Here is a 17,231-nt window from a genome sequence, read left to right as displayed (position 1 = left end):
TTTAGCTTGAAGCCATAGCGGTAACACGTAGCGGCGCATGAGGCAGTGTTAAGCCTTTTGCGTCGTTGATCCAATCTTGTTCTAGATGCAATACGCCGTTATTGATTTGCACACCTTGTGGTGTAATGAAATCTAAATTCTTGTCATCAAACTGAATCATCAAGCCCTTTACCGAAGGCATCATGAAAGACAAAAAACTTCCCATTTCATTAAAGAAAGCTTCGTACTGACCATACAAAAACGTAAGGTCGTCTTTTGTGTAATACTGCTTAAGATATTCCGGCTTGGTTTCAAGTTGTACCGACATATCACACACGTTCGCGCGTTCGTTTAAATCGATGCGAACCAGTGCGTTGGCAAGTTTCAGGGCCTTTTCAGTAGGCACCGTGAATCGCCCTTCACCACTCACTTCTAAGGGCATTGTTTTCTTATCGGTTACGATAGACGCTCCGTTAACTTCACATAAACGCCCTTCGCCAACACGAACGAACCCGAATGCAAACTGAAGTGCTTGGGTATCTTCATTATCCAGCTTTTTAACATGGCTATAGAAACGGCTGTACTCAACATCTATCGTTTCAGCAGCAACGGAAGAACTGCCTACACCAATAAACAGAGATGAAGCAAAAAATAAAGCAGCGCGTATCATTCGGATAAAAACTCCTCGTTAAATAGGATCATAGTTTGAAGCTCTTCAACATAAGCGGCTCCTCGCTCAGAATAGTTCATTAGCCCTTCAGCTAACGCAACACCAGTAATAGGAATTTGGTTTGCACGCAGTCGACTGCGGATCTCTCTTAAATCCGCATACGCGTCGTGGCGGTTTAAATTTCGCATGTAGGTGTACGTTGCACGAGACAAACTGTCGAATTTGGCAACTTCATGAGATGCCCCATCGTTTCGACGGTTAGGAACAAAGCCACACCCCTTAGAGAAACACCATAAGCCAAAGAAGTTATAGCCCTTTCTTGCGAACCGGCTGGTGCCCCAAGCTGACTCATTCGCGGCTTGCACGAGCACGAGTTCGGCAGGTAGAACATCAATCTTTTGTAGCAGAGCTAGCAATTTTGATTTCAGCGGCTGCGTTGGCTTAACTCGATATTCCTCTTCTAACCATTCAAGCCTTGCCATATCTTCTTCAGAGAGCGTTTCGTTAGCTAACGCCTTTCTATATAAGGTTTGTACGTAATGTCTTAGCGTGAGTAGATACGCATTCTGCTTCTCTATTTCGGGACGTAAATAGTTAAAAAATGCCTCTTTCTTCTCTTTTACATCTGTATAGGCAGAGAAGTTAGGCACCGGCTTTTTAGCTTCAACCGTTTGCGGTATATCTAAAATATCCGGTTCGTCCTCAGTAAAAATTATGGCGTTAATGACGATTACCGCCAATACGCCTAACGTAATAAGGACAATTTTAAAGGTTTCACGCTTATGCATCGAAGCTAGACTCATTCACATCGTTTTCAGATGCTTCCGTGCTTACTCCCTGCTCGCCAATCAGTTCCTGATAGAGCAAGCCCATCATACTAAAATAAAAAGGTAATACCCAAATAAGTGAAAAGCCCAGCGTTAATGGCACCGACACAAACAGTAAAAAGAACACACCAAATATGCTGGCAATTTGAGCCCAGTATGCATTAAATACGCGACACGACAGGATGATCGCACTAATTGGCGTTAACTTTCTGTCAGCAACCAACATAAGTGAAAAGGACGATGCTAAATAAAAATAAACGCCGGGTATAATAAGCAACATCATACCTAGTTGAACAAGAATACTGTTCACTAGCTGAGTTAGCGCCAGCAAAAATATCAAGGGGAAAAACTGGAATACGGTAAATACTGAAGTTTTAGTGCCGCGGGCAACAAAAACGCCCATCATATACAACCCCGTCAACAGCGGGGCAACGATGCAGATTGCAACAATTTCTATGATAGACTGATGCTCGAATACATAGGTCCCATCGTCATTTATTGTGATGTACTGCTGAGCAAATACACCTAACACGACAAACGTCAAAAATAGAACAACACTTCCCTGCAGCAATGATGAAAAGTTTGCCTTTGTTAAACCGGCAGCGCGGCGCAATAGACCTTTGGTATCAAATTGATACTGTTTAGACAACGTATTGTTCAGGCGGTCTTGGTTTACGTCTTTCACACAACTCTCTTATCTTTTTGAAAAATCGGCGGGATTATACCAATTCACAAAAACAAATGCCTGTTTGTAAGGTAAACAAACGTTAACCTAGTACTAATTTCGCAGCTAAACCGACGAGTAGCACCCCCATCGCACGGTCTAACCAATACCCTTTTTTACCAATAAGCTCAGCTACTTTACTGGTGCTCAAAAGGTATGAAAGAAAACAGAACCACAGTCCAGTAGCTATAGCTAAATAGATACCGTAGCCAAGTTTCACTGTAAATGGAGTATCAATACTAATAATTGCAGTAAACAATGAGAGGAAAAATAGCGTTGCTTTTGGGTTTAGTCCATTTGTGAGAAAGCCCATCCAAACTGCGCGCTTTGCAGATATGTGGGATGTTTTCTTTTCAGCGTTAACTGCCTGGTCCTGTTTTACAGGCCCGCTTCTAAGCGCACCAAACGCAAGGTACAGTAAATAAGCTGCGGCGGCATAGCTAAACGTGGTGAATAACCATGGAGTAGTTGCAATAACCACACTAAGCCCCACTAACGAGTAAGCCACATGCAGTAATATAGCTAAGCCAATCCCTATACTGGTGTACATGGCGATACGTCTGCCATAGGCCACGCTGTTTCGAACAACCACCGCGAAATCTGGCCCTGGGCTAGCAACAGCCACAAGGTGTACCAACGCAATGGTAAGAAACTCATTCATATACTGCATGTCATGCGCCTCCTACAGTGCGTACTTTGATATTAATTGATCAACCCATTGTGGGACGATGTGAGAAGCAGGGCCTGTTAGCGATTCATCGAACAATGCATTAGTTACGCCCGGCTCCAAATTTGCCTCTATGGTGTGTGCGCCACTTTCTTTAGCGATCTGAACAAAACCCGCGGCAGGATAGACATTACCTGATGTGCCAATGGCAATAAACACATCAGCCTTTGAAAGCGCATCGTAAATCTCTTCCATGTACATGGGCATTTCACCAAACCACACGATATCCGGTCGTAAGGTTACTCTGTTGCAACACGGGCATTTAGTGGTGTGATCAAAACTATCACTCCAGTCAAAAGTCTGCTGGCTTATAGCGCAGCGCGCAGATAGCAGCTTGCCATGCATATGGTAAACAGACTGGCTTCCACCGCGCTCATGCAAGTCATCCACATTTTGAGTAACCAACATCAGGTTGCTACCGAACGCTTTCTCAAGTTTGGCCAGCGCCTCATGCGCTGCATTAGGATTCACGTCGTCTTGCTGTAACTGCGCACGTCGAGCGTTGTAAAAGCGATAAACTAAGCTAGGATTTTGTTCAAAAGCCTCTGGGGTGGCCACCTCTTCTACGCGATGATTTTCCCAAAGGCCGTCATTATCCCGAAATGTCTTTAATCCAGATTCAGCGGAAATACCCGCACCGGTAAGAATAACAATATTGGGTAGAGATTGATCAGATGGCATCAGGTTGTTCTTACTCTGTAGTTATAGCGCTAATTATACGATTAGCATGTTGTATATTTACTTAGTTAAAAGCCGCGACTCTTTACATACCTTTGACCACAGGATATTGAGTATCAGCGCCCCACTCTGACCAAGAGCCATCGTATACTGAAACCTGAGTAGCGCCGCACAATAATGCCGCCACACCAATTATGCAGGCGGTAACGCCAGAACCACACGTACAAATAATAGGTTTGCGTAAATCGATATTAGCGCGGTCAAAAATAGCCTTAAGCTGCTCAACTGGCAAAAAATGCCCGCTTTTGAGTAAGGTGTCAAAAGGAATATTAAACGCTCCAGGCATATGACCTGAACGTACTCCTTCACGAGGCTCTGACACTTCTCCTTTGAATCGCGGCGCGCTACGCGCATCAACAAGTTGTGCTTCAGTATTTATTGCCTGAAGAACTGCACCGGAATTTGCGAACCAACCAGGCCTAGGTGTAGCTTGATAGGTTAATTTTCCGTATTGTTGTTGTTCTGAAACCGGCAGCGCTGCTTTTTCCCATGCAGGCTGTCCGCCATTTAATATATAAACATCTTGGTGGCCCAACGCTTTTAACATCCACCACACTCTTGGCGCAGAATATATTCCACGGGTATCGTATACCGTAATAGGTGTATTCGCTGTTATACCCTGATTACCAAGATAAATTGCAAGGTCATTTGCAGAAGGCATACTGTGAGGGAGACCTGTAGTGTGATCGCTACCTTCACTATCTAAGTCAAAGTCGACTGACGCAGGTAAAACCATTGCCGTGCGCGTATCTGGTGTTTTTGAAACGGGGTCGTCCATTAACGCTCGTACAAGCGTTACCGGCTTTTGTTGCATTACATTTGCTAATTCACCAACTGAGAGCAATACCGATGCCATTACATTCTCCTAAAAGGCACCCACATCAGTGAGTGCCCTGTAATACCCCGATAAAACAAATCGGTACGTATTCAAACACATTACATAGTTAGCTAACCAACTAACCTATGTTGCGGATCTACTTAGCTAAGAGCTGCGATAGCCGCGTCGTAGTTCGGCTCTTCTGTTGTTTCTGCAACTTGCTCTGTGTAAACCACTTTGCCTTCGGCATCGATAACCACTACTGAACGAGACAGCAGCCCAGTAAGCGGCGCTGATTCAAAGGTAACACCATAGTCATCACCAAAGCTTGAGCGGAAAGTCGAGCCTGTAAGTACATTTTCAATACCTTCAGCACCACAGAAACGACCCGCTGCAAACGGAAGGTCTGCCGATACACAGATAACTGTAGTGTTATCCAATTTTGCCGCTTCTTCGTTGAATTTACGGACAGACATTGCACATGTTCCCGTGTCGATAGAAGGGAAAATGTTTAATACCACATTTTTTCCTGCAAGCTCAGACAGTGTTACTTCACCCAAATCTGCTTTCACTAATGTAAAGTCTGGTGCAGATGTGCCTACTTCAGGAAGCTGACCCTTTGTCGTAACTGTATTGCCTTGAAAAGTAACTGATGCCATTCGCTTTCTCCGTGTTTTGTTAATATGAAATAGTGGATGTAAAACAATACTTTCGCAAATAAAAGTGACGCTTTTTAAATGTTACTTTTAACCTGCGACTCTGCAAACGCAAGCTTATGCTGCAAATGAGGCTTACCTTTTAAATATTCCCGTCTAAACACACTGAAATAATGCGCTAAGGTTTGCGCCCCTTGCTTCTGTTCTGCAAGGTCTAAAACGCTAATACCAACTTCAGCAGTACAGTGTTGGAAATCATGGGTAGATTCGCGTAGTAAATAATCTGACGCTACGTCCATACTCACGCCCAACACAGGAAAGTCATGCAAGTAAGGGCTCTTCACGAACATTTTTTTTGCTTCACGCCACGTTCCATCCAAGAAAATAAATAGTAACGTTTTCCCAGTATTCAATGGTGGCGTATCAATACAACGTTCAGCTGCAGCATATTCGTGTGGAAATACCACGATAGGAAAATATTTTTCGTTGCGAAGTAACGCCAATAGCGCCTCTTCTGGCTCGGTGCGCTTCCACAAAAATGCGTGGTTATCTTTAACCACGTCCGCAATTAAACGACCGGTATTAGTAGGCTTATAATATTCGCCTTTGTACATCAAGAACAAAACCGCCACATCAGTGCCAGCCTCAGGCTTAAATTCACAAATACAGTTTTGCGTTGGAAGCAGACACGCGTCGCAGCGAACTACTTTACTCCCACGAGCGTGGAATGGACGTTCAGCACGAGATAACTCATCTAAACGAAGTGACATAACAGAATTCAAGATAGTACGTCTTTGCCAAAATTTTTATGGATTTTACCATAGTAATTTGTGATAAAAGAGCGCAATTATCTTATCAATTTTTTGATTTAAAGTTTGGAAAATTGGGAGTAGATAAATGGTGCCCGGGGCCGGACTTGAACCGGCACGCTGTTACCAGCGAGGGATTTTAAATCCCTTGTGTCTACCAATTTCACCACCCGGGCATCGGGTTGCTTTTCAGCAAAGGTGTCAGGCGTAGAACCTGATGCTGCGTTGCAGCGTTTGGAGGCGGAACCCGGAGTCGAACCGAGATAGACGGATTTGCAATCCGCTGCATAGCCATTCTGCCATTCCGCCAGATGCGTCTGGCGCGTGATTAAAACTCATCTCTAAGAGATTGGAGCGGGAAACGAGATTCGAACTCGCGACCCCGACCTTGGCAAGGTCGTGCTCTACCAACTGAGCTATTCCCGCATGTCTTAATCGACCATTTCGTTAGGTTGATGTCCTCTCGAAATGTGGGGTGCATTCTACCTACCCATTCAAAACTGTCAACACAAAAAAGCGTTTAAATTGAGATAAATGCGGTTTTTTATGATCGTTTGCTATTTTTTTATTCACTTTGATTAATGTACGATCAATTTCACTTTACTGCGCCACTTCGAAGGTGTGGCCAGGCCGCTTTTGTATAAACAAACATTGACCAAATTGACAGCACTGCTGAGAAATATAAAAGAATATAACCTAAAGAAACCCAATAAATAGTTATGCCCATAAAGGTTTCTAATCCCGACAACAAGCCAATTAAGGCTAACATTTGCGCAGTGGTTTTTGCTTTACCTATAAAAGACACTTTAACCGCATCCCTTACACCATTCGAACCCATCCATTCACGTAACGCCGACACATAAATTTCACGAACCAATAGCGCAATAGATGGCAACGTGATCCACAGGTTTGCATAACTATGAGTAATCATAAGAAGAGCAGCGCCCACAATGAGCTTGTCTGCTACAGGATCTAAGAATGCACCAAAAGGTGTAGACTGCTGTAGTTTTCTTGCTAGATAGCCGTCAAACCAGTCCGTTATTGCCGCAAGCCAAAAAATAAATGCGCCTGCCTCGTGCGCCCAGCGCCAATCAAGAAAATAAACAACTACAAATACAGGAATAAGGATTACTCGGAATAAAGTAATACAGTTTGGAACAGTCCACATAAAAAGTACGTCTCGGTGTTATGCCTCTATGGGCGTTTTAGCGCGGTAGCGTATAAGCTCTGCATCTTTCATTTTTCTAACACATTACCTTAATTTGTAATGCATTGCTTGTTACTCATTCATTTATTGATGAAGGTGGTCGTAAATAGTTTCCGCCAGTTCAGGGCTTATACCAGGTACATTTGAAATTTCATCTTTGCTGGCTTTCTTAAGACCCTGCAAGCCCCCCATGAATTTAAGCAGTGTTTGTCTGCGTTTTGCACCAATACCAGGTATGCTTTCCAAACTCGACGTGGTTTTAACTTTCTGGCGTCGGTTGCGGTGCCCAGTAATGGCAAATCGGTGAGACTCGTCGCGAATATGCTGAATAAGGTGAAGCCCTGGCGAATGGCTATCCATCGGCAGAACCTGATGGCTACCTGCCAGTATTAGTGTTTCTAAGCCAGGCTTACGGGTGGTGCCTTTTGCCACGCCTAACAGCATAGGCTTTTTATCATGGGGCCAATCTTCAAAAAACGCTTCTGCTTGGGCAAGCTGTCCTTTACCACCGTCTATTAATAGAAGGTCTGGTATTTTTTGCACTTCTTTCACTGACTTGTATCGACGTTTTAACGCCTGTGCCATGGCCGCGTAGTCATCACCTGGGGTAATGCCTTCTATATTGTATCGGCGATAGTCACTTTTGTGCGGACCTTCACGATTAAATACCACACACGAAGCCACCGTTTGCTGGCCAGACGTGTGTGATATATCAAAACACTCCATGCGTTGAATAGGCGTATCAACTTCCAGTGCCGCTTCTAAGTCGAGATAGCGTGCAAACACAGACTTTTGCTGACTGTATTGAGCATCTAACGCAGTTTGCGCATTTGACTGCGCGAGCTGCAGGTACTTGCGCTTCTCTTCCCTCGCCCCTTTAAAGAACTGAACCTTGTGCCCAGCTTCACTAGCTAGTACATCTGCTATCGCGTCTTCGTCAGTTAATGTATTGCCAAGTACTATCTGCTTTGGAATAACTTTGTTTCCCGCCAGATAGAACTGTAGGAAGAAAGATTCAAAAACTTCTTGTTCATCGGCAGTGTTGGGTACTTTGGGAAAATAGGCCTTGCTGCCTAACAACTGCCCTTCGCGAATAAACATTACCTGAATACACGCCATATTTCCTTTAAACGCAAACCCAAACACATCCATTTCGTCTTGAGTACCGGCAACCCACTGTCGTTCTTGCACTTTTCTTAGTGCATTAATCTGATCGCGGTAACGGGCAGCAGCTTCAAAGTTGAGTGCCTCGCTGGCTGCTTCCATCTTTTCCACCAGCCCACCAATGACCTGCTGGTTTTTACCTTTCAAGAACAAGCGTGCAAAATTGACCTGCTCTTTATATTCTTCATCGCTCACATAGCCTTCTACACACGGCGCACTACAGCGCTGCATCTGATACTGAAGACAAGGTCTGCTGCGTGCTCGGTAATAGCTATCTTCGCACTGACGTACGGGGAAAATTCGCTGCATTGAACGCAAGCTTTCTCGCACCGACCACGCACTGGGGTATGGGCCAAAGTATTCGCCCTTTTTCTTTTGAGGGCCGCGATGGAAAGAAAGCCTTGGATGTTCGTGGTCGGATAAGAAGATAAAGGGATAAGACTTGTCGTCACGCATGACCACGTTGTAACGCGGTTTGTATTTCTTGATGAAGTTGTTCTCAAGCAAGAACGCTTCGGTTTCGCTGTTTACAACCGTGACATCCATGTTCGCAATCTGACTAACTAGCGAACGCGTTTTGGCGTTATCAAGATTACTACGAAAATAGCTTGATACACGCTTTTTAAGGTTTTTGGCTTTTCCTACGTAAATAACCTCTTCCTGACTATTGTACATGCGGTACACGCCAGGTTGAGAGGTTAGATTCTTAAGAAATGCTGCTGAATCAAATGCAGACATAATCACTTTGACGTTGCGCGTCTAGTGACGCTTAAAAGGTGTTAGGATTGATAAGCTTATGACGATAGGCCAAGTGCGTTAGCTCTACATCAGAATTTACGCCTAACTTTTGAAACATTCGATAACGGTAAGTATTAACCGTTTTTGAGTTAATACTGAGTTCTCGGGCTATATCCGGCACTTTGTGACCTTCGGTTAATCGCATTGCTATTGTAAGTTCTCTACTCGATAGCTCGTCAAACGGATTATCCGAACTAGGCAATAACTTACCGATGGCGATGCTATTGGCCACTTCTTGATCAACATACTTTTGTCCTGCCGCAACTTTATGGATAGCGCGTATTACTTCGTCTGGCTCTGCATCTTTTGTCAGAAAACCGTATGCGCCTGCGTCCATAACTTGCATTGGAATAGGACTTTCCTTGTGCATTGAAACACAAATAACACGCGTATTTTCAGACATACGAACAATTTTCTTTGTCGCCTCCAGTCCACCAATACCGGGCATATTCACGTCCATGAGTACCACATCTGGCGCGTTTTTTCGGCACAAAAGTACCGCGTCTTCACCGTTCTTCGCTTCTGCGAGAATAGTAAAATCGTCTACGTCTTCCAGAATCCGGCGTATCCCTGTTCTGACCAAATCATGGTCATCTGCTAGGATTATTTTTATCACTCTAGTATCTCACTGACTTCAGTTTTACATACAACTGGAATAAAGACTGAAAATGCTCATTAATGAGAAGTATTACCAGCCTTTAACCTTATCCAAGTCATCATACCACGAGATAAGAATTCGTGAAGTAGAGATACACAATTTGAAACTAAATTATTGATCTAGATTACTTTTAGGCAGCTATTTAGGTAATTCAAACCACAAGGCCACACTTTCCTCTGAGGCTTTCAGACGAATGATGTCTTGCTCGTAAATACCCAAAGCATCGCCTGCCTCTATTTCAACTGCATTCGTTTCACTGTCTACCACAGCCTGTACATTACCGCTAATCATATGAAGGTAACCCTTTTGGTCTTCAGTGCCATGCTCCCATGTTTCGCCAGCTTTCAAAGTTAAACGGCTGATTGCCGCATTTTGCTTAATGCGTAATGACCCTTCCCTACCGTCATCACTTACTAATAATTCAAGCTTTGAATCATGGTTATTTCCACCTGCCTGTGTGCCAAAGGTTTTTTGCGCATAGCTGGGCGTACCGCCTTTTTCATTGGGCACAATCCAAATTTGCAGAAAGTTAACAGGCTCTTCAGTAGAAGGGTTAAACTCCGAATGCATAATACCCTTACCTGCACTCATTACTTGCACGTCACCCGCAGGCACTACGTACTCATTACCGGTATTATCCTTGTGCTTTAAAGCACCGCTCACAACATATGAAATTATCTCCATATCTCTGTGACCGTGGGTTTCAAAACCTCTGCCGGCCTGAACAACATCGTCATTGATAACCCGTAGCGCTGAAAACCCCATATGTTTTGCATCATAATAATGTCCAAACGAAAAGCTATGTTGGCTTTTTAGCCAGCCAAAGTTCACTTTTCCTCTTTCATTCGCTTTTCTCAAATACATCATCTTGCATTCCTTATAACCGTAAGCCGCCACTGGCTCTTCTCCCCAACAGGAGTAACGCTGGGCGATAAAACATGTGTCAAGGGCTAATTATTTAATAAGGCCATTTTAATCCTCTTTAATAGGAATAAAATGTCATATATTTGAGCTTATTATTCTAATATTTAGAATTAAACTAACTATCGGTCAACAGATGCGGGTTAAGCTACGCTAAGAAATAAAGCACAGTCTGTGCAGCGCGGTTTCTACAACCGCAGGGTGACAGGCTAAATTTAGCCTAATATGGTGTGGAGAACCAAAGGTCGCGCCGTCGTTACCTATCACGCCTCGCTCAATACATCCTTCCACAGTGGTCACGGGTGAATATTTGAGAGGTTGACGAGAAGCGTCACCTAAAGGAGCTCCATCCACAGAAGCGATACTGTTCGGCTGTGTTAAATGCGAAGGGAATGTTGAAAGGTCTAGCCACAAGAAATAACCAGCGCTGCCCATTGTATAATTAACAGATAAACCATAGTGCTCAAAGAAGCACACAACAAGCTTTCGGTTGAAGCTCAACGCACTTTTTACGCTGTCTAACCAAGTACTTCCCTTCTCATAGGCGGCAATCAACGCAACTTTTCCTAAGTTACTTGCGTTAAGGTGCCTGCTATTAATAGCTTGGGCAAACGTCTCTCTGATCGTTTTATCCTTAATGACCGCATACGATGCACCTGGAATACTCGCTAGGTTAAACGCTTTGGACACGCTATTAATGTGGATAATTCGTGGCAGTTGATGAGTATGGATGTTACCACCATTTAGACTTTCTTGGCGCCCCTTGCTCTTATTGCTTACCTCTGCACCAAACATGGGGATTAGCGTTGGTTCATTTGACGAGTTAAATGCAAACTCGCTGTGCACCTCATCAGTGATCATTAAAATATCGTTCTTGGCGCAGAAGCTCATAATAACACGCTGCTCTTCTGCACTTAACACTGTACCCGTAGGGTTATTAGGATGGCAAATCACGAATGCAGCCGCAGCACTGTCGAAGGCTGAAGTATCTATAGTTGAGTAAGAACCTTCGACGTCTTCCTGACGACTCTTGTCGCTACCCTTTGTCGCGGCAACTTCAGAAAGCTTAGTCTGAATTTGACGCGCGTTTTGAATGACTGGAATAGATACTGGTGTTAAGCCGTTATTTTTAATAGCCTCCGTTAAAGGGGAATAAGTTGGTGTTAATACCATGACTTTTTGACCAGGTTGGCAAAAAGTGTGAAGCGCAACGTCTATTGCTCCTATTGCGCTCGCAACATCCACAACATCGCCACTTTCTACTTTAAAGCGACTACTTTTTTGCGTGGTACGCTCAAAACGTTTTGCTACCGCGTCACCGATATCAAGGGACTGATATCCATAAGTAGAGCGAAGGTTTTGTGTAATCGCGCTGAGAATTTCATCACAAGGTGGGATGTCCATATCCGCTATCCACATTGGAATAGGGTCTTGCTGAGACGCGACAACGTTCGCTTGAGATGAAGACGCGCCCTGAAAGCGGCGAAATATCGCTGAATATTTAAGACGGGTTTGATCGAGTTTCAGGTGAGAAGGTGCCTGCCATACATCCTTGTAAGGCATAAACTCGCTTTGCATAGCGTTGAACACGGGGAAATGGCTTAGCGCGTTGCTCACCTTCACATTATCCTATTTATATAGCCTTACGCATTTACTATTGGCTAAAGGCCTTCTGAAATCTACTATACTTATAAGCACGTTACACGCGTACCGTGCTCACTTTACACTGCACACACGCTTTAATAGCCACCGTGTTATTCTATCTTTTCAAACACGTTAAATTCAGAAAGCGTATGCTGGTATTTCCGCTTTGTTTCTCGAATGACAAATGGAATGTCTTTAGGTTCAGCAATTCGTTTAAAGCTTTGACCTAATGCATCTTCAAGCGCCTGAGTAGAGCTAAGCGTTTCACCATTTTCATCTTTGTAGCCGCCCAACCATTCACTTCTTTCGGTATACTCTTCCAACCATGTAAAGGGGCTGGCGACAACGAGCAATCCACCTTTATTTAGCCGCGTGGCCATGTCCGTTAATACCTTTCTTGGACTATACACTCTATCAATAAGGTTGCCTAAGAAGATCAAGTCGTAGCCTGTGAATTGCGGCTTCAAATTACACGCATCACCTTGTGCGAAAGCAACCTTGTCTACACTGTCATCTAAACCGAGCGCAGAGAGCTTGCGCGCCTTAAACGACGAAAGTTCACCTTCTTCTATAAGGTTATAGCGTATTTCACCACGCTCTTGCATCTCAAACGCTGTTTTTATGAAGCGTGCAGAAAAATCGATGCCATCGACATGATCGAAGTATTTTGCAAGTTCAAAGGTAGACCGACCAACGGCACACCCCAAATCTAACGCTTTAGCGTGTTGACGCCCTTGCATAGCGTCAATACAAAACTGCGCACTGGCTTTAGCAAAATTAGGGACGCCGTAGTACTCGTCGCCGTAATGGAATTCACTGTATTGCGAAACCTGTGTATCACTTTCATAATCAAAATCGTTCACTGCTATAACTCGCTTTCCTTGAACATACCGAAACCCCGCGTGCTGAAAGAAGTGGCGCCTAAAAGCGTAACGACTATCTTTCATTGCTTCGTTACCTGTAGATACCCAACTACCGCCTTTAATGAGGTTATGCTTATTGTCGAATGTTGGTGTTGTAAAGTCGTCATATAGAGGATGAACGATAAAGCCCTCAAACGGATAGATGGGTGTTTCTGTCCATTGCCATACGTTGCCAACAACATCATAAAATTCGCCGGACTTATTAACATTAACAGGTTCACTCGACGCATACTTTTGCAGCGCTATGTTGAATCCTTCGCTGTATACGGTTTGTGTTACACCAGCCTGCTGTCGTAACGCTTGCCATTCATTTTCAGTCGGCAGACGAATAAGATCACCCGTTTTTTCACTCAAGTAGTTACAAAAAGCTTTCGCTTCATGATAATTCACATCCACAGGCCAATCTAAAGGTAGTGGATGCTCTTCAAGCATGCTGCGATATAAATAATCATCACCCTTTTTAATCCAAAATACAGGATACTGAGCTTTAGTGTATTCACGCCACTTATTGCCTTCAGCCTCCCAGTATTTTGCGTTGTTATAGCCGCCTTCTTGCACAAATGATAAAAACTCACCATTACTTACAAGAAATTTAGACGCACTAAACTCGCTAACGGATTCTTGCTGAGAACCATATTCATTGTCCCAGCCGTAATAAGCACTGTCCCACGCTTTGTCATTTATAACTTTCTGTGCCGGAACGGTCATTAAAACATTAGCCTCTAACGCTTCAGCATTAGTTTGCATAGTGCTACATGCAGGCCATTCTGGGCTGGGGCGTACCGATGCAATGGGTAGCTGTCTGATTAGAACAGATGAGGTTTCTAAATGAATACGTTCATGCTCTATTCCCATTACAACGGGCCACATTGGGCTTTCCCAGTCAATAGGCATGCTAAAAGACATGGTATCTATTAAATCACATACCAATGTGCGCACTTGATTACGATATTGACGCACCTCTTCCACCTTCGGCCAGTCGTAATTTTCATCGTTAAGATCATCCCAACTCATTTCATCAACACCAATGGCAAATAGCGATTCAAATTTTGGGTTAATGCGCTCGTTTATTGCCTTAGACAGTACTAATTTATTGATAAAGAAAGTAGCAGTATGACCAAAATAGAAAATTAACGGATGGCGCAACTTTTCAGGTCGTTGATAAAATACGTCATCATTGGCAAGACAAGAGAAAAGCGATTCGTAGGTATCAAAGGAATCGAGGAAATAAGCCTTAATTTCCTGTCTTTTTTGCTCAACTGTTCCGTCCCGTAAATTAAGTGTGGGCATTGCCTGCATAATGTCCTCTCGATTTTTGTTATTACTACCAACTGCGTAGGACCAGCGCCATAAGACTAAAAGAAGAGCGCTTTAAAATGCCGTAATGATTTCAGTTGATTGCTAACCCTTTATGTATACCAAGCTTTTATGAATAAAGCGCGACATAACTAGGTTTTTATGGAATGTCCTGTAATTACAAGATACAGACAGGATGAGATCAGAAAATATTTCATAACAAACTTATGCCTGCGATGATGCTGTGAAACACCGTTCAACTTAAAGCTCGTGATCATAAAAAGCATGGAGATACCGTTGGTTATCATGTTACGTTTACCTAGCTTACTAAATGCCCGATTCAACGTTGGCTAATAAGCTGCGTCGGTAAACAGCATACTTATACGCTTATACCTTCACACCTTCAGAAACGAAAAAGGATTTTTCTTAACATGAAATCAGTAATTTACATAGCAGTAACGCTGCTCTCGTTGTACGGTTCACCCGCGACTGCGGCTGACAACTATACTAATGCGCTTCTCAATGAAGCCGTTCGCAAAGGCAATAAGAGTACCCCTTTAATTGTAAACCCAACACTCACTATGGAGCGCCTATCAACCAGTGACGGAGAGATCACTTATCACTATCGCTCTATGACGTTGACTCAAAACAAAGGCGTTAATCAATTTGTAGAGGAACAACAAAAGAAGCTCTATCCGTATGTGTGCACTTCACCCTCGCAAGAAATTTTTAGGCGACATGGAATTACAGTTAATTATTTGTACAACGATAAGAATAATGATTTTTATGCGGTGATAAGTATCGACACTACAACGTGTAACGAGGTCGGTTGAAAACGTTCTAGCAGCACGTTTTTATTTGACCCATAAAAAAACCCGCAACTAAGTGCGGGTTTTTCGTATTTGGCGGAGAGTGAGGGATTCGAACCCCCGGTGGGTTTGACCCCACGTCTGATTTCAAGTCAGGTGCATTAAACCGGGCTCTGCCAACTCTCCTGAAGTGACGCTTATCTTAATGATTTACGTGACGCTGTAAAGCACTAATTTCAATTAAATCAATCAACTGGTGAAATATTCACCTTTTCGCAAGAATAATAACCATCTTGGTAGAAAATGACCTGCGTTCTCATTATTTAAAAACACTATTAGCGTTAACCTACTATAAATGCACGTAAAACTTAAAACGACGTTTTTTAAAAGCGATTGAAGTTCTCACTCAAAAATTCTCATTAGGTATTCTATGCACGTCGACAGTTCATGAGGCCAAAATGATAATGTTCGTTTAGCTTTGAACAATATAGTTTTGCGTAGGTTTCACTCTTGGCTATAGCCATATACTAAAGCGCGTAAATTTAACCCATAAAAAAACCCGCAACAATGTGCGGGTTTTCCGTATTTGGCGGAGAGTGAGGGATTCGAACCCCCGGTGGGTTTGACACCACGTCTGATTTCAAGTCAGGTGCATTAAACCGGGCTCTGCCAACTCTCCTGAAGTGCTGCGTATCTTAATGATTTATGTGGGACTGTAAAGCACTAATTTTAACATTTTTACTCAAACGACCAATTGATAATCAAAGTGTTCAAAATTTAATTGCTCTCGTTTAACGCAGGCGTTATTCAATCAGGTGTTGCACTGACGCGGCAATGTGAAGCACTGGTCAATCACACCACACAAACATGCTTGCAGGTTTGGTTAGAAGCGTTAAAGACATGGCTTTATCAGCTGCTCTATTATTAACACCATAACAAACATGGAGAGGGAGAAGGTGCTCTTCTCTAGGATGGGCGTATCGCGCATCCGGCGCGCTGTACCATTCAACAAGACGAGCTTTGCGTTCATTCTCGCTGTAGGCACTGGTCTGCATAGTTGTCTGAAGCCAGTTATTAAAGCGCGTTGCTTTTCGCATTGCCTCATCGGAGCTATCAAAAAAGCCCTGCATATTGTGAAAAGAAGACCCCGAGCCCAATACTAAAATATTCACTTCGTTCTTTGCTTCATTATTTACAGGTTCTACCCCGAGTTCAACAGCTTTCCTAATTGCTTCCCCCAATAGCACATGCTTTTTAGAATCCAAATCAGACGTAATGGATAGTTGAATACAGGGTACATCGGCACTGGGGTACATAATACTTAGGGGAATGAACATTCCATGATCGAAACCGCGTGCCCTATCCTCCCGTGCAGCAATGCCTTGTTCTGCTAAGCGCTTTAGTAATAAAGTTGCGAGCGCTACTTCTCCTTTGGCCGGATATTCAAGGGAATACGCCTCTTTAGGGAAGCCATAATAGTCATAAATCAAGGAAGGTTCTGGATGAGTAGTTACACAGACTTCAGTATCTTCCCAATGGGCACTAATCACTATGACTGCATCAGGCTTGGGTAAATCTGTTGATAATGCTTTGAGCGCTTCAATCATTTCAATGTGATAGGCAGGCGTTCTCGCCTCTCCCTCTGACTGCATTTCAAGAAGTGGAAGCGGCCCTCCACCATGAGAAATATAAGCGGTGTTAATTCGCACTGACGGGTGCGTTTGCGTTCGCTGTTGCATAAAAACCATACCTTGTTAGATGTAGAGAATACCATTCCTGCGTTCCCACGCGTCGCTAGGAAACTTACCAGCGTCTTCTGAGTGGGCAATTATCTACGCGGATTGATATAGGGGCTCCATAGCCA

The 17,231-nt window shown here is 43.6% G+C and carries 16 protein-coding genes and 5 tRNA genes; 1 reads left to right on the top strand and 20 read right to left on the bottom strand.

The genetic code is table 11. The features are described from left to right. Nucleotide 1 precedes the first annotated feature (1 nt). From MHM87_RS00510 to ovoA, 17 genes are all read right to left on the bottom strand, one after another. Nucleotides 2–649: a DUF2987 domain-containing protein gene (locus MHM87_RS00510; RefSeq protein ID WP_014976627.1), complete on the bottom strand. Its 648-nt coding sequence runs from the start codon at nucleotides 647–649 to the stop codon at nucleotides 2–4. Then, on the bottom strand, nucleotides 646–1,437 hold the full coding sequence (locus MHM87_RS00505; RefSeq protein ID WP_014949601.1) for a glucosaminidase domain-containing protein: 792 nt from the start codon (nucleotides 1,435–1,437) through the stop codon (nucleotides 646–648). The genes MHM87_RS00510 and MHM87_RS00505 overlap by 4 nt, the downstream gene beginning before the upstream one ends. Beyond that, on the bottom strand, nucleotides 1,430–2,161 hold the full coding sequence (locus MHM87_RS00500; RefSeq protein WP_014949602.1) for a stress protein: 732 nt from the start codon (nucleotides 2,159–2,161) through the stop codon (nucleotides 1,430–1,432). The genes MHM87_RS00505 and MHM87_RS00500 overlap by 8 nt, the downstream gene beginning before the upstream one ends. Nucleotides 2,162–2,243: 82 nt before the next feature. Then, complete coding sequence (locus MHM87_RS00495) at nucleotides 2,244–2,870, bottom strand: LysE family transporter (RefSeq protein ID WP_014949603.1); 627 nt, start codon at nucleotides 2,868–2,870, stop codon at nucleotides 2,244–2,246. A 12-nt stretch (nucleotides 2,871–2,882) separates the two neighbouring features. After that, nucleotides 2,883–3,608 carry a Sir2 family NAD+-dependent deacetylase gene (cobB, locus tag MHM87_RS00490; protein ID WP_049588221.1) on the bottom strand — a complete coding sequence of 242 codons (726 nt, stop codon included), beginning with the start codon at nucleotides 3,606–3,608 and terminating at the stop codon, nucleotides 2,883–2,885. An 82-nt stretch (nucleotides 3,609–3,690) separates the two neighbouring features. Then, nucleotides 3,691–4,521, bottom strand: coding sequence for a sulfurtransferase (locus MHM87_RS00485; RefSeq protein WP_049588222.1), 831 nt, complete (start codon nucleotides 4,519–4,521; stop codon nucleotides 3,691–3,693). A 122-nt stretch (nucleotides 4,522–4,643) separates the two neighbouring features. Next, entirely contained in the window at nucleotides 4,644–5,141 is a 498-nt protein-coding gene (tpx, locus tag MHM87_RS00480; protein WP_014949606.1) for a thiol peroxidase, read from the bottom strand. Between the two features lie 74 nt (nucleotides 5,142–5,215). After that, nucleotides 5,216–5,908 (bottom strand): DTW domain-containing protein, encoded by a 693-nt coding sequence (locus MHM87_RS00475; RefSeq protein WP_014976631.1) that lies wholly within the window; start codon nucleotides 5,906–5,908, stop codon nucleotides 5,216–5,218. A gap of 128 nt (nucleotides 5,909–6,036) precedes the next feature. Beyond that, nucleotides 6,037–6,123 (bottom strand) — tRNA-Leu (locus tag MHM87_RS00470). Between the two features lie 59 nt (nucleotides 6,124–6,182). Beyond that, a tRNA-Cys gene (locus MHM87_RS00465) sits at nucleotides 6,183–6,256 on the bottom strand. 41 nt (nucleotides 6,257–6,297) lie between these two features. Further along, a tRNA-Gly gene (locus tag MHM87_RS00460) sits at nucleotides 6,298–6,373 on the bottom strand. A 169-nt stretch (nucleotides 6,374–6,542) separates the two neighbouring features. After that, nucleotides 6,543–7,115: a CDP-diacylglycerol--glycerol-3-phosphate 3-phosphatidyltransferase gene (gene pgsA / locus MHM87_RS00455; protein WP_014949608.1), complete on the bottom strand. Its 573-nt coding sequence runs from the start codon at nucleotides 7,113–7,115 to the stop codon at nucleotides 6,543–6,545. A gap of 123 nt (nucleotides 7,116–7,238) precedes the next feature. Beyond that, nucleotides 7,239–9,056, bottom strand: coding sequence for an excinuclease ABC subunit UvrC (uvrC, locus tag MHM87_RS00450; protein ID WP_239257498.1), 1,818 nt, complete (start codon nucleotides 9,054–9,056; stop codon nucleotides 7,239–7,241). A 31-nt stretch (nucleotides 9,057–9,087) separates the two neighbouring features. Continuing rightward, entirely contained in the window at nucleotides 9,088–9,732 is a 645-nt protein-coding gene (gene uvrY / locus MHM87_RS00445; RefSeq protein WP_014949610.1) for a UvrY/SirA/GacA family response regulator transcription factor, read from the bottom strand. A 180-nt stretch (nucleotides 9,733–9,912) separates the two neighbouring features. After that, on the bottom strand, nucleotides 9,913–10,641 hold the full coding sequence (locus tag MHM87_RS00440; protein ID WP_069944393.1) for a pirin family protein: 729 nt from the start codon (nucleotides 10,639–10,641) through the stop codon (nucleotides 9,913–9,915). Between the two features lie 207 nt (nucleotides 10,642–10,848). Then, nucleotides 10,849–12,312 carry an aminotransferase class I/II-fold pyridoxal phosphate-dependent enzyme gene (locus MHM87_RS00435; RefSeq protein WP_239257497.1) on the bottom strand — a complete coding sequence of 488 codons (1,464 nt, stop codon included), beginning with the start codon at nucleotides 12,310–12,312 and terminating at the stop codon, nucleotides 10,849–10,851. Between the two features lie 137 nt (nucleotides 12,313–12,449). Then, complete coding sequence (ovoA, locus tag MHM87_RS00430; RefSeq protein WP_239257496.1) at nucleotides 12,450–14,561, bottom strand: 5-histidylcysteine sulfoxide synthase; 2,112 nt, start codon at nucleotides 14,559–14,561, stop codon at nucleotides 12,450–12,452. Between the two features lie 428 nt (nucleotides 14,562–14,989). Between ovoA and MHM87_RS00425 the strand changes: the two genes are divergently transcribed. Beyond that, a complete protein-coding gene (locus tag MHM87_RS00425; protein WP_014949614.1) occupies nucleotides 14,990–15,391 on the top strand; it encodes a hypothetical protein in 402 nt (133 codons plus the stop codon). A gap of 70 nt (nucleotides 15,392–15,461) precedes the next feature. On the opposite strand, the gene MHM87_RS00420 is transcribed toward MHM87_RS00425, so the two are convergent. The 3 genes from MHM87_RS00420 to MHM87_RS00410 form a co-directional block, all read right to left on the bottom strand. Next, nucleotides 15,462–15,553, bottom strand: a tRNA-Ser gene (locus MHM87_RS00420). Nucleotides 15,554–15,954: 401 nt separating this feature from the next. Beyond that, nucleotides 15,955–16,046: transfer RNA gene (locus tag MHM87_RS00415), tRNA-Ser, on the bottom strand. Between the two features lie 169 nt (nucleotides 16,047–16,215). Further along, entirely contained in the window at nucleotides 16,216–17,106 is an 891-nt protein-coding gene (locus MHM87_RS00410) for a class III extradiol ring-cleavage dioxygenase (RefSeq protein ID WP_239257495.1), read from the bottom strand. Nucleotides 17,107–17,231 lie beyond the last annotated feature (125 nt).

The organism is Alteromonas sp. Cnat3-28, assembly GCF_022348265.1.
GTDB lineage: Bacteria > Pseudomonadota > Gammaproteobacteria > Enterobacterales > Alteromonadaceae > Alteromonas > Alteromonas macleodii.
This window is presented reverse-complemented; position numbering and strand designations above follow the sequence as displayed.